The organism is Acinetobacter sp. ANC 3832, assembly GCF_002135415.1.
Taxonomy (GTDB): Bacteria; Pseudomonadota; Gammaproteobacteria; order Pseudomonadales; family Moraxellaceae; genus Acinetobacter.
Map to the genome: position 1 here is coordinate 1 of NZ_NEGJ01000010.1, position 26210 is coordinate 26210.

The window sequence follows — 26210 nt, forward strand, 5'->3', positions numbered from 1 at the left end:
TTGTGGGTGAGCATACCATTGAGTCCTAGGATCAAACCAAATCGAGATATTTCCTCGATTTATTAATGCTCGGTTATAAGAGGACCAATTGGTCGTATGATAAGTTTTCGATGCTGGCTTCTTCATATTGAAATTATATTGCTAAAGAAGCCTTTAAGAACAGCTTTGTGCAACAAAGCCCACTAATTGTGCTAATTTTTTAGTATATTGCATATTAAATTTCTACTATTTTATTAAATTTTAATAAAAAATGAATGAATTTATAATTAACTTAAGATTCTAGCAATCATGCTCTTTTTTTAAAGTTTATTTTTGTTAAAAATTAAGTTTAAATTAATTTGGATGCGTACGTTGAAAGCCCCTCTTTTATATCAACTAAATTTATAAAAATAATTCAAAAAAACAATATAAAGCTCTACAATATTTGGAGATACCTCATCTTGCTAGAGCTATACTAATCAACGTTCAAACTAGGAAAATTTTTATTAATGGATAATGCTTTTGAAATAAATGTAATGCGCGATTCAGCTGAGTCTGTGGTCACCATTTTAAAATCTTTAGCGAATACGGATCGTTTGCTTATTCTTTGTCACCTTGTGCAAGAAGAGTTAAATGTCTCCCAAATTGAAGATAAAACCAAAATTACTCAACCTACACTCTCTCAACAATTGATGATGCTTCGCAAAAGTGATGTCGTGAATACACGACGTGATGGCAAACAGATTTTTTATTCCATCAAAGATCAAAAGTTAGCGACTGTGCTCAATACCTTATATGAACTCTACTGCCCTACACCTTAATATCTTGATTAAATATTGATGTAAATCAATTCATCATCATCTATTGAATAGTCATCGCTGTATTCTTTATCTTTTTTTATGCATAATATATATGTAAATATGATAATGAAGACAGTATGGCTCTCCCAAAATTTCGACTCAGCTCTATTTTACCTGTATGGTCATGGCTTCAGGATTATAATCTACCGAAATTTAGGGCAGATTTACTGTCGGCATTTATTGTAATTGCAATGCTGGTTCCACAAGGCATGGCATATGCGATGGTGGCAGGTTTGCCCCCAATAACAGGTTTATACGCCAGCATTTTACCCATGATTATTTATGCATTGGTTGGTGGAAGCCCTACGTTATCGATTGGACCAGTCGCACTCATCTCTATGATGACTTTTGCCACTTTAGAGCCGTTGTATGAAGTGGGGTCACCTGTATACATTCAGGCAGCATGCTTACTTGCTGTTTTAGTTGGTGTTCTTTCCTTACTTTTAGGTGTGTTCCGTTTTGGCTTTCTGATTCGTTTGATTAGCCATCCTGTGATTAAAAGCTTTATTATTGCTTCAGCTGTACTTATTGCACTCAGTCAATTTAAATTTCTGGTGGATCTTCCTTTAAAATCAGGCAATATCATTGAATTTGCAATTAGTTTTTGGCAATACTTTCGTTTTATTCATATCGAAACATTCATTTTTGGTCTACTCGCTATTTTATTCTTGGTTTATGCCCCTAAAATTTTAAATTCAGATTTCATTAAAAAAATTACAACATCTGCTCATTTCCTCGTTAAAGCACTGCCCTTAATTTTAGTCTTTGTATCCATCGGATTGGTTCATTTTTTACATATCGATCAACTCGGTATTAAAACCGTAGGTGAAATTCCATCAGGCTTCCCACCAATTAATATGCCATTTTGGACTTGGGAAATGGTGATTCAATTGCTACCCGGGGCAGCAATGATTGCAATGGTCAGTTTTGTTGAATCTATTTCTATTGCGCAAGCCACTGCATTTCAACAGCGTAGTGAACTGAATAGTAATCAGGAATTAATTGCTTTAGGTTTAGCCAATATTGGTGCAGGAATAACATCAGCCTTTCCAGTGACAGGCAGTTTATCTCGTACTGTTGTGAATGCGGATGCTGGTGCAAGAACACCGATGGCAGGTGTGATTTCCTCCTTCTTTATTATATTAGTCAGTCTATATTTTACGGGGCTATTTCGGGAACTTCCTTTAGCCATTTTAGCGGCCACCATTATTGTTTCAATTTGGAAACTCGTCGATTTTAAACCGTTCATAGAATCTTGGCATTATTCTAAAGCGGATGGGATTGCAATGTGGGTTACTTTTTTGGGTGTACTCTGCATTGATATTTCCACAGGTTTAATTATTGGTATTGTTTCAACGTTTATCCTTTTATTATGGCGGATCAGTCGTCCACATATTGCTGTGATTGGTTTGGTGGAAGGTACACAACATTTTAGAAATATTTCTCGGCATTCTGTTGTAACCAGTGCCAATATTGTGTCAATTCGTATAGATGAAAACTTAACTTTTTTGAATGCCAATACGCTCAAAGAATTTATCATCTACGAAGTCAGTCAAAATAATGATTTACATCATGTTGTCATCAATTGCTCAAGTATTAGTAATATTGATTTAAGTGCTTTAGAAACATTGGAAGAAATTAATGCTGAATTGGCTAAATTAGACATCAAACTACATTTGTCTGAAGTCAAAGGGCCAGTGATGGATCGATTAAAATCATCTAAACTACTGAAACAACTCAGTGGAAATATCTATTTAACGCACTATCAAGCAATGTATGAATTAGATTTAAAAACATTTTGTTAAACAATTATTTGATAAATAGTTTAAAATTCAAGCTGAAAAATAAGTTTGAATAAGAAAAACTTACATATTTTTTAATATCTTAATTTTTATGACAAAATAGTATTTTTTTTGTTACACAGTTTAGGTATAGAATAGTAAGTCTCGTTTATTGATTTTAGGCCAGTTTAGGCATTAAGGTTCAATTATGTTCGCTGCCCTAGCACGATTAAGTTTAGTTACACGTATTTTAATTGCCATCATCCTTGGTTTCATCGTTGCTTATTTGTTTCCAAATGTAGCACCTTATGTCAGCCTTTTGGGTGACTTATTTATTAAAGCACTAAAATCAGTGGCACCTATTTTGGTGTTTGTTCTGGTTCTGGCTTCAATTACCAACTTTAGAGTCGGTCAGGGTGCAGGCAACTTAAAGCCTATTTTAGGCATGTATGTCGTTGGCATGTTATTGGCTGCCTTGAGTGCTGTTGCTGCAAGTATTTTATTCCCAAGCACATTATTATTTACCAGTGGGACAGAAGCAACGTTACAACCACCTGGTAGCATCTCAGAAGTTTTAAAGAACTTATTGCTGAGCTTTATTACAAATCCAATTACAGCTTTAAATGAAGCAAATTTCATTGGGATTTTAGCTTGGGCTGTGGGCTTAGGTGTGGCATTACGTCATAGTTCTGATACAACGAAACACGTGATTACCGACATTTCAAATGCGGTAAATTCAATGATTCGTATTGTCATTAATTTTGCACCTTTGGGTATTTTTGGTTTGGTTGTGGCAACTTTTGCGCAAGCAGGTTTAGAAACATTAGAAAATTATGCACACTTAATTATCGTGCTTGTTGCGACCATGTGTTTTGTTGCCTTGGTGATTAATCCAATTCTTGTTGCAATTGTCATGCGCAAAAACCCATATCCTTTGGTACTCAAATGCTTAAGAGAAAGTGGTATTACTGCATTCTTCACACGTAGTTCAGCAGCAAATATTCCTGTGAATTTAGACTTAGCCAAACGTTTAGGTGTCAATGAAGCAACGGCTGGAGTTTCGATTCCATTAGGCGCAACCATTAATATGGCAGGGGCTGCTGTTACAATTACCATATTAACGCTAGCGGCTGTAAATACCTTACATATTCATGTCGATTTTGTGACGATGATGATTTTATCTGTTGTTGCAGTGGTTACGGCATGCGGTGCTTCTGGTGTTGCAGGTGGATCATTATTACTAATTCCTGTTGCATGTGGTCTATTCGGTATTCCAACTGAAATCGCAATGCAAGTGGTCGCAATTGGTATGGTGATTAGTGTATTGCAAGATTCGACTGAAACTGCACTCAACTCTTCGACTGATGTCTTATTCACTGCTGCTGTAGATCTTTCAAAAAAGTAATATACTGATTCTTTTATTATTTAGTATTTGATGGACTTATGCCTTTTCAGCATTTACCTGTCTGGATTCAACTTGGTGCTTTCATGCTCGCCATTAATGCGGGCATGATTAATGTACTGGGTTTAATTACTGTTTTACATCAATCTGTATCTCATATGACAGGGAATGCTAGCCTTCTCGCTCAAGCCTTAATTTATCAACAATATGATGTCGTGGTTTATCTATTTCTGATTATCTGTAGCTATGTTTTAGGTTCAAGCTATAGTGGTTTAATTCTTGGAAATAGTCACTTTGAACTTGGACGACGTTATGGAATACCACTGAGTTTAGTTGCTCTGTTTATTTTTCTATGTTGGCTTTTCCTGCCCTATTTCCCACGTTATGCTTTGCTTTGGGCAAGTGCGGCTATGGGTATACAAAATGCGATGGTCAGTCATTATAAAGGCGCTATCATTCGTACTACCCATTTATCAGGTGTACTGACAGATTTAGGTTTAGCATTGGGTTATCGTTTTAGAGGCTTAATTGTTGAAAAACGCAAAGTCATCTTACATTTATTAATATTGATTGGTTTTATTTTAGGTGGAGTAATTGCAACTCTTGCCTATCCTTATTTACAATTACATGCTTTCCTTATACCCGCAGGACTCAGTTTGATTCTCTGCGTTGTTTATTGGTTAATTTATTTACAGTATTCTTTTGCTCAAAAGTAATGGTTGGTATTTGATATGGTTAAAAATGCGTTGCAAGCACAGCTTTTAAAAGCAGGCTTGGTGGATAATAAAAAGGCAAAAAAATTGTCTAAACAGGCGCAACATGAGCATCGTACAGGTCAAAGCCTTGAAGCTGAAATGAAAGCAAAGATTGAACTAGACAAGCAAGAAAAAATTGCGAAAGATCAGTCTTTGAATATGGAAAAACAACGACTTTTAGAAGAAAAAGCGTTAAAAGCATCCATCATTCAAATGATCACGCAACATAAAATTAAAGATACGAATGGCGATGTTGTTTATCAATTTATTGATGACTCTAAAATCAAAAAAATGTATATCAATCAACAAATCTATAATGCCCTCGTTTCTGGGAGTTTAGTCGTTGCAAAAGATCATGAATCTTATGCTTTTTTACCAAAAGCATTGGCTGATCGTATTGATGAAAAACAACAAGGCTTTATTATTGTGAATAATTCTGAAAAGAATAATGAAACAACAGATGAAGAAGATCCATACGCAGCCTATGTGATTCCTGATGATTTGATGTGGTAAATATTTTTTATAAAAACCAGTGCTTGTCACTGGTTTTTTTATGGCTTACATTTGAAAAGTAAAAGTAACAATAAAAATCTAGAGAATACACAATATTTTTCTAAAAATGCTATTTCCTCAAAATTTCTACATAATTGTCAGTTATTCTTGCGAAAAATTACACAAATGGATTTGCGTCACATGAATCGCACCCGACCTTATTTAAAATTAAGCACCTTAAGTTTTGCAGTATTATGTGCATCATTTTCCGTATGTGCAGAAGAAAATAATAATGTTGCTGTAACACCACAGGGGGCAGATCCTGCTGTAAAAAATTTATCTACCCTAACCTTTCAGGCTCAGGCAGAAGCACCTAAAGATCCTGATATTAGCGCTGTTGCGAAAACGATTGTGACACGAGAGGAAATGCTTCAATTCGGTGACCAATCCGTCAATGATGCATTACGTCGTGCTGCTGGTTTTCAAATACCAACACCAGGTCAAGGTCCACGTGGCGGAGGTGGTGCATCAGGTATGCGCTTCCGTGGTGGCGGTGCACCTATTTTCTTAATCAATGGTGAACCCGTTCAAGGGGGTCCTCGTGGTGGTATGTCCATTGTAGATACATTAACACCCGATATGATTGAAAAAATTGAAATTACCAAACAACCCAGCGTGGCACAGGCTTCAGTTTCTTCATCGGCTGTGATTAATATTATCCTTAAAGTACCTTTAGATGATAAACGTTTAGGTGGCACAATTCGCGCGGGTTATGGTGTCGCTCAATCTGAGCGTAAAGAAGAAGAGCGCAAAAATCTAAGTGTCCAAATGGATGGTCGTGATAAAGCATGGTTATACAGCCTTTCTGCAAATCAAATGTGGAATGACACGACCTCCGTCACTAAAACACAGACAGCAAATCAAACCAGAGAACAAAAACGTGTTACTGAGCGTAATTCATTTATGTTTTCACCTCGCCTTGAATACGAATTAGATGATCAGCAAAAATTGGTGGGTGAAATCTTCTATCGTAATAATAAAAGTGATGGTTTAACTGGGGATCAAGTTCAAAAAGATAAAAATGACAGTATTCGTTTAAACACCCGTTATGAACGTAAAGATAAAGGTGACTCCGATAAAATTCGTTTATCTGTAGAAAAACAGAATGAAACTGAATCAACACGTTCAAGTCAGTTAAATACTTATACTGATGAAACGGTGAATGAGTATGGATTCGCGTATGATGGGGTTCGTAAGTTTGGTGAAACCAAGCAAATTAAGTTTGGGGTTGATACTCGTGCTAGTGAATTAGAAAGTAATATTACAGATACTTTAGATGAACAACGTTATGCGCTATATAGTGAAGGTAGTTTACGTTTTACCAAACGCCAAACAGTCACTCTTGGTGTGCGCCAAGAATGGGTTCAGCGATCTGGATTAGTCGATTATAGTGATCAGCACCTAAGTCCAGTTTTAGCACATCGTTTTGATTTTACTCAGAACTGGTCATTGCAAACTAATTTAAGTCAGGCATTCAAAAGCCCAAACAGCAATAGTCTTTCACCTACGATTTCAGTATCTACTGACTCAGATGCAGGTTCTCTAAATAATCCTGATCGTGGTGGTAATCCTAATCTTCGTCCTGAAAAAATATCTGCAATTGAATCAACACTTGGCTATAACACGGCTTCAGGCGGTGTAAATGTCACGGCTTTCCATCGTAAAATTGATGATTATATTGAAAAAGTGATTCAGCTTGAGGGTGATCGCTTTGTAGAGCGTCCACATAATCAAGATAATGCAACAACCTATGGGGTCGAAGTTTCAGGTCGTTATGCTTTAAAACAAACAGAGCATGGTCATTCATTTATGCTCAATGGACAACTTTCAACAGTCCGAGCTAAGGTTGAAGATGAAAATCATCAAGAACGCTTAGCCAGTGATGTTGCACCCTACACAGCAAGTGCAGGCGTCTCTTATAATTATCAACCATGGCAACTTGCAACCAGTATCAATGTGAGTTATGTACCAGAGTTCACTCGTGATTTAGATAATCAACCTTATACACGGACAATAAACGAACGTTTCAACGTTGATATTAGTATGACCAAACGCTTTAAACAAGGTTGGGCAACCACTCTCAGTGCACGTAATATTTTAAGCACAGACTACAAAGAACGTTTAAATAATCAAACCGATGGCAGTTTGTATCAAGCACGGATCAATGAAGCCATTCCGAGTGTTTTATTGAGTTTAGAGAAGAAATTTTAAGTTTAAAACTCGCTGACTTTAATAGTGTTTTGAATAGTTTTCTTGTATGAATCCTTCATCGTTTTTATACAGAATATTTATTGATAAAAAAACCGATGATCAATCATCGGTTTTTTAATTAAAATGAAGAAGAAAAGCTCTTAATAAACATCTCGTAAATAGCGATTTTGATCCATCAATTCCGAAACTTTATCTATACCTAAAATCTGAATCAATGCTTGATCAACACCTTGTGCCATGCCTTTTAAGCTACCGCAGACATAAATTGTCGCACCTCTTGCTATCCATTGCTTTAATTGCTCAGATTTTTCAATTAAACAATCTTGTACGTATCTTTTATGATTCAGTTGATTAACTGATTGATCTCGCGAAAAAGCATAGTCAACATCAGCCAATACACCTTGAGTTTGCCACAGTTGAATTTGTTCAGCGTATAAATAATCAAACTGCTGTTGGCGTTCCCCAAAAATCAGCCAATTTTGTGTATAACCCCATTCTACACGTTGCTGTAAATGTGACAATAAGCCTGCGATACCAGAACCATTCCCAATCAGGATAATTGGCTGATTATTTTTACTTAAATGGAAGGAAGCATTTGTGCGAATTCTCGCTTTAATTATTTCACCAAGCTTTAGACCTTGGGTCAGCCATCCTGAACTTAATCCTAAACCATATTTACTGATTTCTTGACGTACAACAAGTTCTAAATAACCTTGTTTAGGAATACTGGCAATTGAATAATCTCGAGGATTTAAATCCTCAAGTTGCATAGTCCAATCTGAAAAATATTGATGATTCTCTCGAACTGATTGCTGAGCCTGACGGAGGTTTTTATATTTCAAACTTTCAATGTTCGCATCAGAAATCATTTGCTGATGTTCAGATAAAAAAGCATGGATTCTATTGGTAGCATTTGCACAGTGAACTTCTAAAATATCACCAGATTCCCATGCTATTGCTTCACTATAATCAAGTCGGATACGATAAATTGGATGACCTTGACTCCCTTCATTCAATAAATCACGCTGTTTAATCTTAAAATCAATCCAACGCTGATCTTTCAGGGGAATAAGTGTCTTTTGAGTTATTTTCTCAAGCTGTTTTTTCCATATCGATAAATCATCAGCTTTCAACTGGTCAACACAGACCAAATCAAAATAAGCCTGTGCATTTTGTCTTTGTAGCCATTGATTTAAATTCTGACCAAACTGACAAAAGTAATGATAATAGCGATCACCCAAAGCCAAAACTGCATAATGTTGATGTGATAAATCAATAGATTGACTCATCACTTCTTTAATGAATTGACGTGCAGTATCTGGTGCATCACCTTCACCATAAGTACTGACAATCCAAAGTGTCTTTTGGGCTTGTTTTAAATGCTCAACTTTTATATTTTGAATATTGAAAACGTCGACAGAAGATCCAATATTTTGCAATTGCAGTGCCGTTTGTCGTGCTAAGTTTTCAGCATTTCCAGATTGGCTTGCATAAACAATTAAATAATCAGTATTTTTTTTCTGAATTGGCTTTGATTTCTTACACCAAATCAATATCACAAGAATGATGATATTCAATAAAAGAAGCAAAGCAAGTGCAATTAGAATGGTTATTACCGCATGTGTCATGACTCTGCCCTTAAACTGCTGACCAAATCAGAAACATCAGTACAATTAAACTGGTTGCGGTTAAAACTAGATGTGTTACTAGACGAGTTTTAATACTTAAAAATAAAATAAAACCTGCCAAAGATAAGGCAACGATTAAAATCGCGCTGATATCAATGAGTAAACTCCAAGCTGTACCTGAGTTTTTACCACGATGTAAGTCATTGATTAAAGAAATTGTAGATGCAGGTTTTTGCGTAATTTCAGCTTGACCATTATCTAAAGTAACCCAAATATCAGTTGCACCTGCTGGGCTTTCTAAATGAATCATGACTTCATTATCAATCACTTCACTACTTTGATAGCGCCCAACAACAGACTGATTTTGACGAACATAATCTAAAATCGTATTGCTTGGGTTTTCTTGCTGTTTAATGCTTTCTAGTATAGGAGTAGGCAAAGTAATTTTAGTACTTTCTTCTGTTTTAGCAGGTTCAAACCAATTAGGATGGTTGAGAAATAATCCTGTAATTGAAAAGAAAATAAGAACTAAAAAAGCAAATGCAGATAACCAGCCATGCACATAACGTGCATGGCGGTAAAAGTCTCGACGTTGATACACGATTTAAATCTCGATCTGTGAATAGTGCTTAATTCACTTTTTGGAAGTTAAGTTTAAGTGTACCAATTTCCTTTTGTGCAGCTAAAGTCTGATTTGCAGCCTTTGCTTTTACATCCAAATCAAATGTCTGATAAGAATGGTCGCCGTGTTCACGTGATGTTTCAACATGAATTTGATATTGCCCAGCTGCAACCGCTTTTCCTGCATCATCTTTACCATCCCAAGCCAATTTATATTGACCTGGTTGACGTGAAGGTTTTGCCACAGCATCTAAGTTCGGCATTTGGCGACCATAACGTCTCCACCACACATAGTTAGAATTAATCCATTTTTCATCTTGTCCCCACACAGCTAAAGTACGGACAATTTTTTTATCACTATCCGTGACCCAAACCGAAACGTAAGGCGCACGATATTTTTCAACACTTATCTTTGGGATATTCACATCTAAAATGGCTTGATAACCCGCTGGCCATTTTGCGGAAGCTGTACTAGCAACAGTCAACATTTCTGCATTTTGTGGCGTTTGGATTAAATTATTCCAACCACTACTTTGATACATTTGTCCATTACTCATGGTCATTTGAGCTTCATAGCCAACCAATGCTTCAATGAGTTCAATGCCTTCCGATGGTGTCATCGCAGTTAAAGCCGTTGCTAAGGCATCTGAATCAGCAGCACACGTACCGACAACCACACATTGCTCAACTTGATTTAAAGGCAGCCCTGTTTTTGGATTCAATAAATGAGTTTGACCTGCTAAATTTCGATAACCTTTACCACTAAAGGCAACAGCTTGATCATTTAAATTAAGAACTTGCTGTGGAGTTGCATTATCAAAGTGATTGAACGCATCTTGTACACCAATCGCCCAACCTGATTTCTGTGGCGCATTGCCCCACACACGCATATCACCACCAATATCAATCAATAAACCTTGAATAGAAGGAACTTGTTGACGTGCAACAGCTAAAGCTTTATCAATAATATAGCCTTTTGCATAAGCATCGGGTGCGAATTGAACCGATGAATCAATACTAATTTTCTGATTGTTATGATCTAAAACAACGCTATTGTCTTTTAGTTGCTTCAATACCTGTTGACGAGTCGTTTGATCTAACTCGACTACACCTTGTGATTTTTCCCAAAGTGCAATTAATTGACCTAAGCGTGCATCAAAAGCACCACAGGTTTGACCACGCATATTTTCGCAAGCTGCAATGACTTCAAAAAGCTCAGGTGAAGCTTGAATGCTTTTATTTTGATTCAGTGTGCTAATTTCACTGTCATCACGCCATGTTGATAAAGCTTGATCCAAATGTGCTATTTCTTTTTCAATAATTGATATTGCACGAGTTGCCTCTTGCTTCGATGTACCTGTAATCACGACATCTAATGATGTTCCTAGGACATGGTCACGGTGGAATCTGTGGCTCTGTAAGCTGGCTTGATCTAGTTGTTCTAAGGTTTGACCCGTATTTTCTGCATGAACACTTAGAGGAGAAATCAGTGCGATTGCCATAACCAGAGGGGTGAGTTTAAAAGCAGCGCGGATAGGATAAAAATTTCTTACAGATGTAGACACACTGATACTCCGAAATATTTTTACAAATAATATTGATAATGATATTTGTTATCAAGTACATTATTGCAAATTATTTAAAATATTCTCGAGTAGGTGGTTTTATTATGAATAAATGGTTGAAAATAGCTTTCCTTTCATCACTTCCTGTGATGAGTTCTGCACATACAATTAGTCCTTTTGTACTTCCTGAAGTATTTGATACAAAGGCAGCTCAGAATATTAGTTTCCAAAGTGCATTAACGATTGAGAAGTTTTTTGTACCAGGTATTAATTTTAAGACCAATTATGTCATTACAGAACCTGATGGCAAACAAACCACTATTAGCCCAGCAGCAACGCTGAAGCGCTTTAATGTTGCTGAATTTGATTTACCTAAAGATGGTACTTATCGTATTCGTACTCAAGATGCTTTAGGTAACAGTGGTAAATATGCTTTGGTTGATGGTCGTTGGTTACGTGTCCGCCCTGTTCGCCCACAAATGCAGAATGCAGAGCAAAAAGTTGAACCTAAACCAGTACAAGCTGAAAACACAAAGCCAGCAACTGCGAATCAACCACCCCGTATGATTTCAGCGGATCAAGTTCCTGCAAATGCTCCAACTTTAGAAGTTAAAAATAATATTATTGCAGAAAGCTTTGTGACAAAAGGCAAACCAAGCCCGTTGCCTGCTGTAAACAACAAAGGTTTTGAGTTTAAATTGCTGACACATCCAAACGAATTGTTTGCTGGTGAATCATTAAAAGCACAAGTTTTGAATAATGGTAAACCTGTTCCAAACCTTGAAATTGACGTTTTTAAAGGTGCTGGAAGCTATGAGACCAGTGCTCAACGTGAATTACCGCATGTAAAAACCAATGCAAAGGGTGAAGTTGAAATTAAATTGGAAAAAGCAGGCATTTATTTAATTTCTACAGCCTATCCAGAAGCAAATCCTGATAATACCAAGAAACCTGAAAGTGATATTTATAGCTATGGTTTAACAGTAGAAGTCACTGAATAACAGACACCTTGCAGAACTATTCACAACATTTTTATGTTTCTTCTCTACGAATGAAAAAGATTGTTTCATAGGGAAGTAAGCTGTAATTCGTTTAGTAAAATGTATAAAAATGGAGGATAAAATATCCTCCATTTTCATTTCACATTAAGTCAAAAGCTTTTTCAATAAATCCTTTTATTGCAGAAGCATCCATTCAATGGCTTGATCGAATAACTTAAGACCATCTGAATTCAAATTGGTAAAAGTATCATTATTCATAAAAAACATCATACGCTTTGCAGGAGCAAGTGTTTCATAATCCATTGTTGCGCCCTTCTCATAAGCCCAAATTGCAGGTTTTTCTGGTTGCCCATACACTGTCGCAATGATTGTCGCCCCTAAACCAGGTTTACCCCAACTCATAGGTGCCTGAGCTTGATAGACATTCAACGTACCCGCAGCTAAACCTGCTGATAAAGGATGTGGTGCATTCACCATCCATAAATATCGATCTTTTTCGACTTCACCAAAATCAATATCTGAACGCTTTCCCGTCATGGCTAAATCATCTAAATAATCATTTTCCCAAGTGAGCAAAGGAATAGCCAACTCTCGCCACCCTTTTTGCAAATTTTTTGAAGCAACCGTTGAGGAAAGAATAACAAGATCTATTTTTTGAATATCAGTAGGTTGCTGAATCTGATCTACTACTTGAACATGATAGCCTGAGCTTTGTAGATGCTTTTGAATTGCAAGATCAGTAACTGCTGATGAACTGTTGATTTGAGAAACAAGCATAATATTCAATGGTTTTGCAAATGTGGCGTTTGCAAGTAACAGAAAGATACTCATTACGACACTATGCATAAGAGTCTTTGATTTTAAAAATAATTTTATCAACATCAATACCTTTTAAGAGAGTAATCACAATTTGGTGATTACTCCGATCTCACGAATATAGATTTCTTTCACAAAGCCTTGTCATTTTTCTTTAAATAATAAATATAAAAAGCTTTTTAAATTACTTATGCAAGAAATCTATATTTCCATATTAAAGCCCTTAGAATTTTACAGTTGCACGTAACACAGCTTGACGAGAATCACCTTGTGAAACCGTAAGGTTATTCACACTGGCTGTGTAGTAAGTTGTATCGAACATATTATTTAAGTTCAGTTTGAAATTTACATCTTGCTTCGCAATTTTAGTGTCATAACTTACAAATGCATTGGCAACAGCATAATCAGGTAAATCAAATTTATTTTCTGTATCTCCTGCACGTTTGCCAACATAGTTTCCGCTTAAACCTAGACGTAACTGACCATTTAAGAAATCACCATAATTATAAGCAAATGCTAAAGAAGCCGTATTCTTTGCGACATTACCTAGACGATTATTGACTAAATTTTTATCATCATCTTCAGTAATTTTTGCATCTGTATAAGCATAAGTGAGTGTCGCATCTAATTGATCCGTTATACGTCCTGTTAGGTCAAATTCAGCACCTTTTGAGCGAACGCCACCTGCAGTATGTAATTGAGTTTCACCATTGACGGTAATGGTGTCTAAAACATTACGTTTTTTAATATCATAAAGCGCAAAATTAGCTTGTATACGGTCATTTAACTCGTATTTGGCACCGAATTCATAAGACTTAGATTGTTCAGGTTCAATATTAGAATCAATCACCGTACCATTCATTGGCGCAATAGATGATGAAGGCTTTAATGACTCGGTATAACTTGTATAAAGTGAAAGTTGGTCATTCCATTTATAAACTAAACCGACATGAGGTAGCCATGCACTATCATCTGTATTGGTATTTAAACCAAAAGGTCTCCCTCGGCCTGCTTTTTGTTGATATGCAATATAGCGTCCACCTAAGATCGCAATCCATTGATCATTTAAATGTAGTGCATCTTGTAAATAAAAACCGTAAGTGTGTAATTTATCGGTTTGATCACTATCTGATGCAACAATATTTTTTGAAGGTTCAACCTGACCAAAACTTGGATTTAAATAATCTAGAGTCGATGTATTACCACGTACCATATCGGGTCTAAAGTATTTGCGATATTCAATATCAGTCCCCAATTGAATATCATTTTTAAAGCCAAAAAGATTTAAATTACCATTGATGTAAGCTTGCGCATTACTATCAACACTTTCAGCATTGAGCGTTGCATCAGTTCGACGCGTCACTGTGTGTTTAACTGTATCGAGTTTGGTTATACGTAATTGGTTTGCATCATAGGTTTCATAGTTATAGCTATAACCTAAATGTGCGCTCCAATCATCATTAATTTTATGATCAACAGAAAGTTGCGCTAAATGGTCTTCACCTTGCATTTGATTAAATGCTTCGTCTAAACGTGTATATTTTGAAATGGGTAGCGCTTTACCTGTAGCTAAATCAAAAATGGTGCTTCGATCAAATGGCACATCAAAGTCACGATATTGATAACTTAAATTCACTTGAGTTTGACCATTATCCCAAGCAATAGATGGTGCAATTAAAGTTTGTTTGCTATTTCCAAAATTACGCCAATAGTCGGCATCTGAATGGTCGACAATCAATCGATAAGCAAAATTACTATTCTCTATCGCACCAGTGGTATCAAAACTTGCACCATAGCCATTTTTGCCTGCTTCATAGCTTGAACCATAAAGTGATACTTCTGTACTTTGTTCTTTTAATGGTTTCTTGGTAACAACATTAACAACACCACCAGGGTCCATAATTCCATATAACAATGATGCGGGACCTTTTAATACTTCCACTTGTTCAACGGCTGCATTCATGACTCGACCTTGAACAATCGGCATGCCGTTGACCATAATTGAGCCATCACGGTTATCACCAAAACCGCGTTTCATTACAGTATCTTGTGTCCCACCCAAGGTATTACCTTGAGTAACGCCACTCACTTGTGTTAATGCATTATCTAAATTAGCGGGATCATAATCTTGGATATATTGTTTAGATACAACATTTACCGTTTGTGAAGTTTCTAAATTTTTCGTATTTCCTCTTAAAGTACTTGCTGATTTCTGAGCCAGATAATGCTGTGATGAATCATTTTCAGCTGTTACTTGAATTGTTTCTAGCTGATTAATATTCGGTTGTGCATCAACGGCATGAGAGATGCTTGGTGTGATGAAACCAATTCCCAATAATAATTTTATACTGACACTTAAAGAATTTAATGTACGCACGAATATCTCAATCTGAACAAAGGGAGAGTAAATAAAGTGCACATTGTAATTCACATAAAAGATAATGAGAATTGTTTTTAACTTTATTTCTTCTAATTATTGAAGTCTATTTACCGTGTAAAACCTCAAAAAAGGTTGATATTCATTAAATTAAGTTAATAAGTTGCTCAGAATGCTTCATTTTTTAATGTAGTCAAAATGTTAAACTAAACGCATATTATTGATATTCATTCATAATGTATCATTTTAAATGATAAGAGACTGTTTCTTTGTATAAATTTGCTTTCCTTCAAGAAATTCAAGACTGGTCAGATCAATATCCATGGTTAGAAATGTTAAGTGCTTTAGCAGTGCTCCTCTTTTTTGCATTGGTGGCAAATCTAATTGCAAAAAAAATCATTGTAAAAGGTATCCGAAAACTTATTTCAAAAATGAAATTTGCCAATAACGAGATCTTTGCTCAGCATAGTGTTATTCGACGTATTTCTAATATTGTTCCCGCAATTGTTATTTTAAATGGAATCAAAACTGTTCCCTATCTGACAGAAAAAATTATTGTTTTGGTTCAGATGATGGCGCAAGCCTTTATTTTTCTGACGATCGCCTTGGCCATTAGTGAATTCTTAAATATTTTTAATTTAATCTATCAACGTAATCCAAAATCGCACAACAAACCAATTAAGGGTTATATACAACTGGTTAAGCTGATTTTATATATTGTCTGCGGATTAATGATTTTAGGTACTTTTTTAAATAAAGATATCTTTACTCTCATGGCAGGCTTTGGTGCTATGGCTGCCGTATTGATGCTGGTTTTTCAAAATACAATTTTATCTCTGGTCGCTTCTGTACAAATTTCATCTTATGATATGGTACGAATTGGTGATTGGATTGAAATGCCTTCACTGAATGCCGATGGTGATGTCATTGATATGTCATTACATACCATTACTGTTCAAAATTTTGATAAAACGTTAACCACCATTCCAACCAATCGCTTAGTCACAGACACCTTTAAAAACTGGCGAGGTATGCAGCAATTAGGTGCACGCCGTATTAAACGCTCCATTTTTATTGATCAAACAAGTATTCATTTTATGAGTGATCCCGAGCTAGAAAAGCTCAAAGCTTTCTTATTATTAAACCAATACTTAGATCATAAGCAAGCTGAGCTGACTGACTTTAATCAACAATTGGGAAATCAATCAGTATATAATTGTAGACGTCTAACGAATGTTGGTACATTTAGGGCATATGTCGAGTTGTATCTTAAACAACATAGCGATATTTCTCAAAATTTGTCGTTAATCGTACGCCAATTACAACCGACCAGTGAAGGTTTACCTTTAGAGATATATGCTTTTACCACCACCACTGTTTGGAATAGTTATGAAAAAATTCAATCGGATATATTCGATCATTTAATCGCAATTATTCCTGAATTTGGATTAAGTATTTATCAAGCGCCTTCAGGTGCAGATCTTCGGGCACTTTCTAGAAATAGTTTATAACATCAAACCAATAAGAGAATTTTATGCTGCAATGGTTCGAAAAATTAGTTGACCCCTATCCATCAAAAGGTTTAAACGAACCATTGCCAAAAACCTTCTTTCCCTTTGTATGGCAAGCTGCAAATGGAGTGAAACGCTATTTATTGGTACTTATTTTACTGACAGCAGCTACAGCAAGCTTTGAAGCCATTTTCTTCTCTCAGATCGGACATTTGGTTGATTGGCTAACTCAATCTAAACCCGAAGATTTCTTAAAAAATCATAAATCTAACCTCATCGTACTCAGTTTCTTTTTGTTTGGTAATATTATATTTGCCAGTATGCAATCGGTAGTACGTCATCAAATTTTATATAGTAGTTTTCCAATGCGCTTGCGTTGGAGGTTTCATAACTTATTACTATTACAAGGTTTTGATTTTTTTCACAATGATTTCGCAGGACGACTTTCTGCAAAAGTGATGCAAACCTCACTCGCGGTTCGTGAGTTTTGGGTTATTTTGGGCGATATGCTGACCTACGTCATAATTTACTTTATTACGATTAGTATCGTATTTGGCTCAATTTCTCCTATTCTGTTATTACCTTTATTTTTATGGCTAATTCTATTTGTAAGTTCTGCCTGTTTCTTCATTCCTAAATTAGGGAAAATTTCAAAAGAACAAGCAGATGCGCGCGCCGTAATGACAGGTCGTGTCACAGATGCTTATACCAATATTCAAACAGTTAAACTTTTTGCACATGCGGGTCGTGAAAGCCAATATGCCAAAGAATCTATGCAAGAATTCATGCGTACTGTGTTTAAGCAAATGCGTTTGGGTACACTTTATGAAATCAGTACTAATCTTTTGACTGCTGTTTTATTCTTTGGTGTTTTGGGAACTGCTGTTTGGTTGTGGATGCAAGGCCAAGCTGCGATTGGGGTGATTGCAGCAACCACTGCAATGATTCTTAAATTGAATAGTATGGCGACATTTATGATGTGGCAAACCTCTGCCCTATTTGAAAATGTTGGAACAATTCAAGATGGTATGATGACCTTAGGTAAACCGATTCATATTGAAGACAAAAAAGATGCTCAACCGCTAAAAATTATTGCAGGTGAAATTAAATTTGAAGATGTTACTTTTGCCTATAATGATAAGAATGTAATCGATCATTTTAATTTACATATTAAGCCAGGTGAAAAAATCGGTATTGTTGGACGCTCAGGTGCGGGTAAATCTACGCTGATTCAATTATTACTGCACTTTTACAGGCTCAACCAAGGTCGTATTTCTATTGACAACCAAAATATAGAAGATATCACCCAAGATAGTTTGCATAAAAATATTGCTTTGGTTACTCAAGATACTTCTTTATTGCATCGCTCAGTGTCCGAAAATATTAAATATGGACGACCTGAAGCCAGTGATGAAGAAATGTTTGCTGCTGTACGTAAAGCCAAAGCAGATGAGTTTATTCCTCATTTGACCGACTTACGTGGCAAAAAAGGTTACGAAGCTTATGTTGGTGAGCGTGGCGTAAAATTATCAGGTGGTCAACGTCAACGTATTGCAATCGCTCGTGTTTTCTTAAAAGATGCACCTATTCTTATTTTAGATGAAGCCACCAGTGCTTTAGATTCTGAAGTTGAAGCAGCCATTCAATCAAGTTTAGATGATCTTATGGCAGGAAAAACGGTGATTGCAATCGCACATCGTCTATCCACAATTGCACAAATGGATCGTTTAATTGTATTGGACCAAGGTAAAATTGTTGAGCAAGGAACACATGAAGAGCTGATTGCGCAACATGGCATATATGCACAATTATGGCAACGCCAAACAGGTGGATTTTTAATAGAACAACAACACGTGAAAAACAGGGAACAAGAGTAAGATGTTGTATTTAGAAGATTTAAAAATAGGTGATCATTTTCAAAGCCGTGAGTATGAAATGACTTTGGATGAGGTTTTAGAGTTCGCACAAAAGTATGATCCTCAGGTTTTTCATACTGATGCAGAGAAAGCAAAAGAACATCCTATTTTTCAAGGTCTTGCTGCGAGTGGTTGGCATACTTCAGCTGTTACCATGCGTTTATGGACAGAATGTTTTCCCATTGCAAAAGGTTTGATTGGTTCAGAATCTAGCCTTCGTTGGCCAAAACCGACTCGAGTTGGCGATAAAATACATGTTGATGTTGAAATTGTAGCTATTACACCTTCTAGAACCAAAGCGGATCGTGCAATTGTGACCTATATTACCCAAGCTAAAAATCAATCTGATGATGTTTTACTAATTTCTACGACTAAAATTGTTGTATTTAAAAGAGAGTTTCAATAAAGTCATGGGATGTCTGTCAGACAATTTTAATATCACATATTTAAATTTCATGACAATATGCAGTTAAGCCAACACTAATATGTGAGAGCAGCGGTTTGCAAATGAAAACAATGTCAGCTCGTCAAGATCAGGGGATTCCTGGCGTTTATGGTCTTTTGTTATTAGATGTCGTTTCGCGTTGGGGATATAGTGCTGAAACATTATTTGCACCTTTTCATTTTACCAGTGAAGAGCTTGCAGATCCTGAGTTTAGAATTCCGACACCCGTTGCAAATGAGTTAATTAAACACGCGCTAAGAATGACGGGTGAAAGTACACTCGGCTATCATATTGGTACGCAAATGCGGATATCCATTCATGGATTTATTGGCTATGCGATTATGACTGCGCACGATATAACAGATGCTTTAGTACTCGCCAATCGTTTCATTCAGCTACGTATGCCCTTTTTACAATTGTATTTTTCTACCTTTGGTGAAAAAGCGACCTTACAATTGCAATGTGATATCTCGATTGAACCATTACGCACAGAAATTGTGACCAGCTTAACCTTTGGCATTATGACAATGGCAAAAGCAATCACAGGGATTGATGAACTCGAAGCAGAGATTGATTTTGATTTTGCCAAGCCTGAAGGTTTTGATAAATATTTAGCTAAGCTTTCAACATATAATTTTAGATTTGAACAGCCTCATTTATTATCCAGTTTTGATAAGAAATACTTGGGCTTAAAAATGGTGAATGCTGACCCAATTGCAAGTCAGATTGCCATTAATCAATGTGAATCTGAACTATCAGCATTAGGTGAGCGTCGTCGTTTAGCAATGCGTGTACGTGATATTTTAACCCATTCAGAACAGCATTATTTAAGTATTGAAAACGTTGCTGAACGTTTGCATATGTCTGATCGAACATTGAAACGTCAACTTGCAGCGGAAGGTACCTCTTTCTCTACACTGGTAGATGAGGTTCGATATCGTCATGCAACATCATTATTATCACGCACAGATTATACACTTGAACAAATTGCAGATGAATTAGGTTATTCGGATGTGGCAAACTTTAGTCGTGCATTTAAGCGCTGGAGTGGGCGTAGTCCAAGCAGTTGGCGTAAAGATCCCTATTTATAATATTTGATATGCTTGATTAAAAAGCGTATATAACTTTAGTAAAAAATGGACAGCATTTAAGGAGTCATTATGAATCATCCTTCAGATTTGAAGTATGCCGCTACCCATGAGTGGGTTAAAATTGAAGGTGATCTCGTGATTACTGGTATTTCTGACCATGCTCAAGATGCTTTAGGCGACTTGGTGTATGTAGAAGCGCCAGAAGTAGGTCGTCATCTTACTGCAGGTGAACAAGCTGGTGTTGTTGAATCTGTGAAAACTGCATCTGATATTCATGCACCGATTTCAGGTGAAGTTGTCGAAGTGAATAGCGAATTAGAAGATGATCCAGATTTTGTGAATGATGCACCATATGGTAAAGGTTGGATTTACAAAATCAAACCTGACAATATGGCAGATGTAGAAAAACTGTTAAGTAATACTGAATACGAAGCAGGTCTATAAAAGACCGGATACAATAAAAAATCAGCTAAATAGCTGATTTTTTATTGGGTGTTCATAGCTAACTTTTAAACATCAGCTGCCTCAGCTTCTGCCATACCAAAGGATGATGGACGAGCCTCTTCATTTCGCTGACGTGAACTTTTTAATTTAATCTGCAAGCGTATTTCATTAATAGAATCTGCGTTACGCAGGGCTTCATCATAACCAATCGAACCATCATTATATAAATCAAAAAGTGCTTGGTCGAAAGTTTGCATGCCTAATTCACGGGATCTTGTCATGACTTCTTTAAGTTCATGAAAATTACCTTTTAAAATAATGTCTGAAACTAATGGTGTATTCAGCATAATTTCTACTGCAGCACGACGACCTTTGCCATCCTCAGTACGAATTAAGCGTTGTGAGATAATGGCTTTCATATTGGATGATAAATCCATGAGTAACTGATTTCGTCGTTCTTCTGGGAAAAAGTTAATAATACGATCTAAAGTTTGGTTGGCATTATTGGAATGTAGTGTTCCTAAACACAGATGACCCGTCTCAGCAAATGCAATTGCATGTTCCATCGTTTCAGTATCACGGATTTCACCAATTAAAATAACATCTGGAGCCTGACGCAAGGTGTTTTTTAAAGCATTATGCCAAGAGTGACAATCAACACCGACTTCACGATGGGTAATCATTGATTTTTTATGTTTATGCACATACTCAACAGGATCTTCCACTGTAATAATATGCCCTGCTGAATGTTCATTTCGATGATCAATCATGGCAGCCAATGAGGTCGATTTACCAGAACCAGTTCCACCCACCACTAAAATTAGACCACGCTTTTCCATAATCACATCTTTTAGTGACTCTGGTAATTTTAATTTTTCAAAATTTGGAATTTCAGCTGTAATCGCACGAATGACCATCCCAACTTGTAATTGTTGTTGGAAAACATTGACTCGGAAACGGGATACATTAGGCACTTGAATCGCAAAGTTACATTCTAATTCTGACTCGAACTCAGATCTTTGCTTTTGATTCATTAAACCATAAGCAAATAGTTTGGTTTTTTCAGCATCTAATACTTGTTGTCCAATCGGTTTCATCAAACCTTGATGCTTAATACTGGGCGGAAAATCTGCTGAAATAAATAAATCTGAACCTCCATATTCCACTACTTTAGTCAGCATATGGAACATAAATTTTCGAGCTTCATCTAATAATTCTTCGCTATACATTGTGCATCATTCCCTTTCATTCAAAAAATATTGAGTATCAATTTAGTTTTTAAAATGCATGGTTTAACAGTGATTTAACACTTGTTTTATCATTCGTTTTATCTGTTGCATATAATGAATAAACCTCAATATAAGCTCAAATTTATAAAATCAACTTTTTAAAAGAATTCAAGGAAAGTGTGTGCAATATCTTATTATTTTAGATGGATATTTAATCACTTGAATTAAATGCTCATTTATTTTATTTAAGCAAAAATATAGCCCCTTTAAAGGAGCTCTATTCTGAAATATGACATCATTTATGATGCTTAAATTAGGCACTGCGTTTTAAAGTATTTAACTGCAAATTTTTAGCAACATTCAATAAAAGCTGTTGTGTCTTATCCCATCCTAAACAACCATCTGTCACCGATTGTCCATAAGTCATATCACATGAAATCTTTTGCTGACCATCGACCAAATGGCTTTCCAACATTACACCACGAACGTTAGTGAAATGACGTTCAGCAATAATTTGCTCTAAAACTTCAGGTTGTAATAAAGGATTTTTTGAACTATTACCATGACTACAATCAATCACTAAAGCAGGCAATTGAATATTATATTTTTCCTGAATTTTTTGAATCGAATGTAAATCGTAATTTGAGCCTGTATTTGAACCACGTAAAATTAAATGTGCACATGGATTACCTTGGCTTTGTAATAAGCTTGGGAAACCAGATTGGCTCATGCCTAAGAATTGGTGCTCATTCGACGCAGATTGGATCGCATCCAAAGCAATTTGAATTGATCCATCTGTACCATTTTTAAAGCCAATACTGAATGGCATATGACTGGCAATTTCACGATGAATTTGTGATTCACTGGTGCGTGCGCCAATTGCGCCCCAAGCCAATAGATCATCAAAATAAGCTGTCGCCATTGGACTCAAAATTTCACTGGCAATGGGTAAACCTAATTCAATAATTTCAAGATATAACCCACGAGACTTTTCTAGCCCCATTTGTAAATTTGATGACCCATCTAACTGAGGATCATACATATAACCTTTCCAACCCACTGTTGTACGTGGTTTTTCAATATAAGCACGCATGACAAAGAAAATCTGATCTGAAACTTGTTGTTGTAATTGTATTAATTTATCAGCATATTCTCGGACAGCAATAGAATCATGAATTGAACAAGGACCTGTGATCACCAATAAACGAGGATCTTGTCCTGATAAAATATTTTGGATGGTTTGTCTCTGTTCAGCAATTTGTTTTGCTAAAGTGACATTGAGTGGATACTCAGCCTTTAATTGATGGGGCAAACTTAATTCTATTTCTTTTTTAATATTACTGTTCAGTGCATGGTTTAGCGCATTCATGGGTCTTTCCTTTGGACTTTATATTTCAGTCCGATCTTTTATTTGAGCTTCTGGGATCTATTCGATTGCAAGGCTTGAGTCATCACTTGACTAAAGTAAAACCAATAAGAGTTGCTAAAATATGAAAAGTTAAAGTTGTACATAATATTCTCCAAAAATGTTAAAAATAAAGCATAAAAAAACCTGACCGGTGTTGCCGATCAGGTATAAACTTTGATGGGCAACTTATATTTGCCCAAACATATTCGAGCAACTATCTAAAGAATTGCCAAAAATAATATGCGTTTGTAATCAAAGGTTGTTTTAACATCTTTATTTCAATATCTAAAATCTGTATATAAAACTACAATACGCGTAGTTATAGCCTTTGACAAGTACTTTTAACGAAAAAATTTTAATAAATCACATAACAAAATATAATCAATACGCTTTGATTTATTTGATTAAAAACTGAATATTCAACTTAACATTTTTAAAGCATGTTCAGCGCTAATTGCCTTACTAAATAAGAAACCTTGACCTAAATTACAGCCCACAGCTCTTAAACTTTCAAGTTGCTGATCCGTTTCAATCCCTTCTGCAATAATATCTAAGGAGAGAATTGGACCCAACTTAGCAATTCCTTCAACAATGGCATTGATTGACTTCTCTTCATTCATTCGATTCACAAAACCATAATCAATCTTTAAACAATCAACGGGATAATCACGTAAACGCGTTAAAGAAGAATGACCTGTACCAAAATCATCTAAAGCAATCCGTACACCGACATCCTTTAACTTTTTCAAAGCACGGATGACATATTCAGAGCCACGCTCTGCCAAAATATGTTCTGTAATTTCAATTTCAATCAAATGGTGCGGAATTTTAAAGCTGGTTAATCGTTTTAATAAAAGTTCTGCATAGTTATCACGCATAAATTCTACAGGTGATGCATTAATTGAAATTGGAACAACATTTATTCCTTGTGCGATCCAACTTGCCATATCTGTAAAAATTTTAGTTTGCATGGTTGTGCTAATTTTACTGGCCAACTCATAATCATTAAATGCTTCAACAATGGTAGCTGGTAAATGTATTTCATTGTTTTCATCACGCCAACGCAATAAAGCTTCAAAACCAATCAGCGATCGATCATCCAATTTCACTTTCGGTTGATAGAATGGCTCTATGGCATTATTTCTTAAAATTTGACGTGCTGTATCAAGTTGCAATGCTTTTTGTTCAGCCAATTCATACATCTCTTGGCCAAATACTCGTGCACCGCCACGTCCTCTTTCTTTTAAATCATTTAATGCCGTATCTGCACATTTCATTAAACCGACAACATCTTTAGCATCATCAGGATACATCGCACAGCCAATACTCATTCCACCATTGATTAATTTACCTGCATAGGTAATTGGTGCATCTAATTGTTTTAAGGCTTCTTGAGCAACAAGAGTCATTTCAGCAACACTATGGATTTGGTTGACGATGATTGCAAACTCATCTCCACCTAAGCGCGAAATATAGGCATTTGAATCCAAGCAGCCAGCTAAACGCTTCGATAAAACTTTCAGTAAATGATCACCTGCAGAATGACCAAGCGTATCATTAATATGTTTAAAGTGATCTAAATCAATCAACATCATACCAACATGGGTACGATTTTCTTTCGAACGAATTAAGGATTGTTTTAAGTGTCGTTTAAATGCGCGACGGTTCATTAAGCCTGTCAGTTCATCAAACTCACTTGAAACTCTTAACTTATCTTCCGCTTTTTTTTGTAATGTAACATCACGAGATACACATAGAATACTGGTGGTTTGACCTTCATCATTTACGACAGGTGTTAAAATATTATCCCAATATTGTCGACCTGCACCTAAACCACTCATTCCTGCAAAACGAGCATTTTTGCCTTTTATTGCATCATTAATCGCCTTTTGACCTTTATGACGAACTTCGGGTGGCAATAAATCTAGCCATTTCATACCAAAGTTTTTTTCACGTTCTTTACCCAATAAGGCAATACAACCTGATCGGTTCATGTGTGAAACATTGCCGTTTGGTCTGACAATTTTGATGCAATCTACACTGACATCGAGCATATCTGTATGTGCACGTAACATGTCAGTAGTTTCGCGAAGTAAAATGGCGCGCTCATGAATATTGGTACAACTAATGGTCCAATTATAAATGTTATTTTTTAAGGGCTTACTTTGTGCAATTAATAAAAACCATTGGTAATCACCTACTGAATTACGAATGCGACATTCTTTTTCAAATTTCTGCCCTGTTTTTTGTGCATTCGTCCATAAATTATAAATATGTTCGGCATCTTCAGAATGTATAAATTTAATCCAATCAGTATCACAGATATTATTAGTTTCAACACCGATGTATGTTTTTAAAGCAGTATTACAATAACCGATATTAGACTGAGTGATCCAAATCAAATGGGGTAATAAATCTAATGCGAATTTAATTTCATCACTTAATTGCACTGTTTTTATAGGAGTAGAATTTACAGATGCATCTGTCTGACTCAAATTTGAATCACTTTGTACATTAATGCGAGCCATAAATTATCCTTTTTAATATCAGCACAGTATTTAATATAAACCAAAAAAACAAATTGTATAGTTTTTCATCATTAATTTATTGAAATAACT

At 35.9% G+C, this 26210-nt stretch carries 20 protein-coding genes and 1 pseudogene; 12 read left to right on the top strand and 9 right to left on the bottom strand.

Annotation, left to right across the window (positions count from 1 at the left end):
* Window positions 1-126: pseudogene (locus B9T35_RS18295) on the bottom strand (IS5/IS1182 family transposase); the annotation flags it as partial.
* A 362-nt stretch (window positions 127-488) separates the two neighbouring features.
* On the opposite strand from B9T35_RS18295, the gene B9T35_RS13360 reads away from it, so the two are divergent.
* From B9T35_RS13360 to B9T35_RS13385, 6 genes are all read left to right on the top strand, one after another.
* Window positions 489-800, top strand: coding sequence for an ArsR/SmtB family transcription factor (locus B9T35_RS13360; protein WP_086191607.1), 312 nt, complete (start codon window positions 489-491; stop codon window positions 798-800).
* A 116-nt stretch (window positions 801-916) separates the two neighbouring features.
* A complete protein-coding gene (locus B9T35_RS13365; protein WP_086191608.1) occupies window positions 917-2644 on the top strand; it encodes a SulP family inorganic anion transporter in 1728 nt (575 codons plus the stop codon).
* A gap of 184 nt (window positions 2645-2828) precedes the next feature.
* Window positions 2829-4025, top strand: coding sequence for a serine/threonine transporter SstT (sstT, locus tag B9T35_RS13370; RefSeq protein ID WP_086191609.1), 1197 nt, complete (start codon window positions 2829-2831; stop codon window positions 4023-4025).
* A 38-nt stretch (window positions 4026-4063) separates the two neighbouring features.
* Window positions 4064-4738, top strand: coding sequence for a YoaK family protein (locus B9T35_RS13375; RefSeq protein WP_086191610.1), 675 nt, complete (start codon window positions 4064-4066; stop codon window positions 4736-4738).
* A 15-nt stretch (window positions 4739-4753) separates the two neighbouring features.
* Window positions 4754-5290, top strand: coding sequence for a DUF2058 domain-containing protein (locus tag B9T35_RS13380; RefSeq protein WP_086191611.1), 537 nt, complete (start codon window positions 4754-4756; stop codon window positions 5288-5290).
* A 180-nt stretch (window positions 5291-5470) separates the two neighbouring features.
* A complete protein-coding gene (locus B9T35_RS13385) occupies window positions 5471-7540 on the top strand; it encodes a TonB-dependent receptor plug domain-containing protein (protein ID WP_086191612.1) in 2070 nt (689 codons plus the stop codon).
* A gap of 140 nt (window positions 7541-7680) precedes the next feature.
* On the opposite strand, the gene B9T35_RS13390 is transcribed toward B9T35_RS13385, so the two are convergent.
* From B9T35_RS13390 to B9T35_RS13400, 3 genes are read right to left on the bottom strand one after another with little or no spacing between them, the layout of a single operon-like run.
* Entirely contained in the window at window positions 7681-9168 is a 1488-nt protein-coding gene (locus B9T35_RS13390) for a sulfite reductase subunit alpha (RefSeq protein ID WP_086191613.1), read from the bottom strand.
* A 10-nt stretch (window positions 9169-9178) separates the two neighbouring features.
* Window positions 9179-9769 carry a PepSY-associated TM helix domain-containing protein gene (locus B9T35_RS13395; protein ID WP_086191614.1) on the bottom strand — a complete coding sequence of 197 codons (591 nt, stop codon included), beginning with the start codon at window positions 9767-9769 and terminating at the stop codon, window positions 9179-9181.
* 28 nt (window positions 9770-9797) lie between these two features.
* Complete coding sequence (locus tag B9T35_RS13400) at window positions 9798-11354, bottom strand: DUF2271 domain-containing protein (protein WP_228147150.1); 1557 nt, start codon at window positions 11352-11354, stop codon at window positions 9798-9800.
* A 104-nt stretch (window positions 11355-11458) separates the two neighbouring features.
* Between B9T35_RS13400 and B9T35_RS13405 the strand changes: the two genes are divergently transcribed.
* Window positions 11459-12355 carry a DUF4198 domain-containing protein gene (locus B9T35_RS13405; RefSeq protein WP_086191615.1) on the top strand — a complete coding sequence of 299 codons (897 nt, stop codon included), beginning with the start codon at window positions 11459-11461 and terminating at the stop codon, window positions 12353-12355.
* Between the two features lie 174 nt (window positions 12356-12529).
* On the opposite strand, the gene B9T35_RS13410 is transcribed toward B9T35_RS13405, so the two are convergent.
* Both B9T35_RS13410 and B9T35_RS13415 read right to left on the bottom strand, forming a co-directional pair.
* Complete coding sequence (locus B9T35_RS13410; RefSeq protein ID WP_228147151.1) at window positions 12530-13186, bottom strand: hypothetical protein; 657 nt, start codon at window positions 13184-13186, stop codon at window positions 12530-12532.
* Window positions 13187-13394: 208 nt separating this feature from the next.
* Window positions 13395-15548, bottom strand: coding sequence for a TonB-dependent siderophore receptor (locus B9T35_RS13415; RefSeq protein ID WP_322853543.1), 2154 nt, complete (start codon window positions 15546-15548; stop codon window positions 13395-13397).
* A 269-nt stretch (window positions 15549-15817) separates the two neighbouring features.
* Here B9T35_RS13415 and B9T35_RS13420 point away from each other — a divergent pair, with 269 nt between their 5' ends.
* From B9T35_RS13420 to gcvH, 5 genes are all read left to right on the top strand, one after another.
* The gene (locus B9T35_RS13420; protein WP_086191617.1) at window positions 15818-17059 is read left to right on the top strand and encodes a mechanosensitive ion channel family protein; all 1242 of its coding nucleotides are present in this window, start codon (window positions 15818-15820) and stop codon (window positions 17057-17059) included.
* A 23-nt stretch (window positions 17060-17082) separates the two neighbouring features.
* Window positions 17083-18936, top strand: coding sequence for an ABC transporter ATP-binding protein (locus tag B9T35_RS13425; RefSeq protein ID WP_086191618.1), 1854 nt, complete (start codon window positions 17083-17085; stop codon window positions 18934-18936).
* 1 nt (window position 18937) lies between these two features.
* Window positions 18938-19381 carry a MaoC family dehydratase gene (locus tag B9T35_RS13430; protein WP_086191619.1) on the top strand — a complete coding sequence of 148 codons (444 nt, stop codon included), beginning with the start codon at window positions 18938-18940 and terminating at the stop codon, window positions 19379-19381.
* 101 nt (window positions 19382-19482) lie between these two features.
* Entirely contained in the window at window positions 19483-20511 is a 1029-nt protein-coding gene (locus B9T35_RS13435; RefSeq protein WP_086191620.1) for a helix-turn-helix transcriptional regulator, read from the top strand.
* Window positions 20512-20580: 69 nt separating this feature from the next.
* Entirely contained in the window at window positions 20581-20955 is a 375-nt protein-coding gene (gcvH, locus tag B9T35_RS13440) for a glycine cleavage system protein GcvH (RefSeq protein WP_086191621.1), read from the top strand.
* Between the two features lie 65 nt (window positions 20956-21020).
* On the opposite strand, the gene B9T35_RS13445 is transcribed toward gcvH, so the two are convergent.
* The 3 genes from B9T35_RS13445 to B9T35_RS13455 form a co-directional block, all read right to left on the bottom strand.
* Window positions 21021-22184, bottom strand: a complete 1164-nt coding sequence (locus B9T35_RS13445) for a PilT/PilU family type 4a pilus ATPase (RefSeq protein WP_213033369.1) — start codon at window positions 22182-22184, stop codon at window positions 21021-21023.
* A 313-nt stretch (window positions 22185-22497) separates the two neighbouring features.
* The gene (locus tag B9T35_RS13450) at window positions 22498-23553 is read right to left on the bottom strand and encodes a 3-deoxy-7-phosphoheptulonate synthase (protein ID WP_086191622.1); all 1056 of its coding nucleotides are present in this window, start codon (window positions 23551-23553) and stop codon (window positions 22498-22500) included.
* A 458-nt stretch (window positions 23554-24011) separates the two neighbouring features.
* A complete protein-coding gene (locus B9T35_RS13455) occupies window positions 24012-26120 on the bottom strand; it encodes an EAL and GGDEF domain-containing protein (protein WP_086191623.1) in 2109 nt (702 codons plus the stop codon).
* Between the last annotated feature and the right edge of the window lie 90 nt (window positions 26121-26210).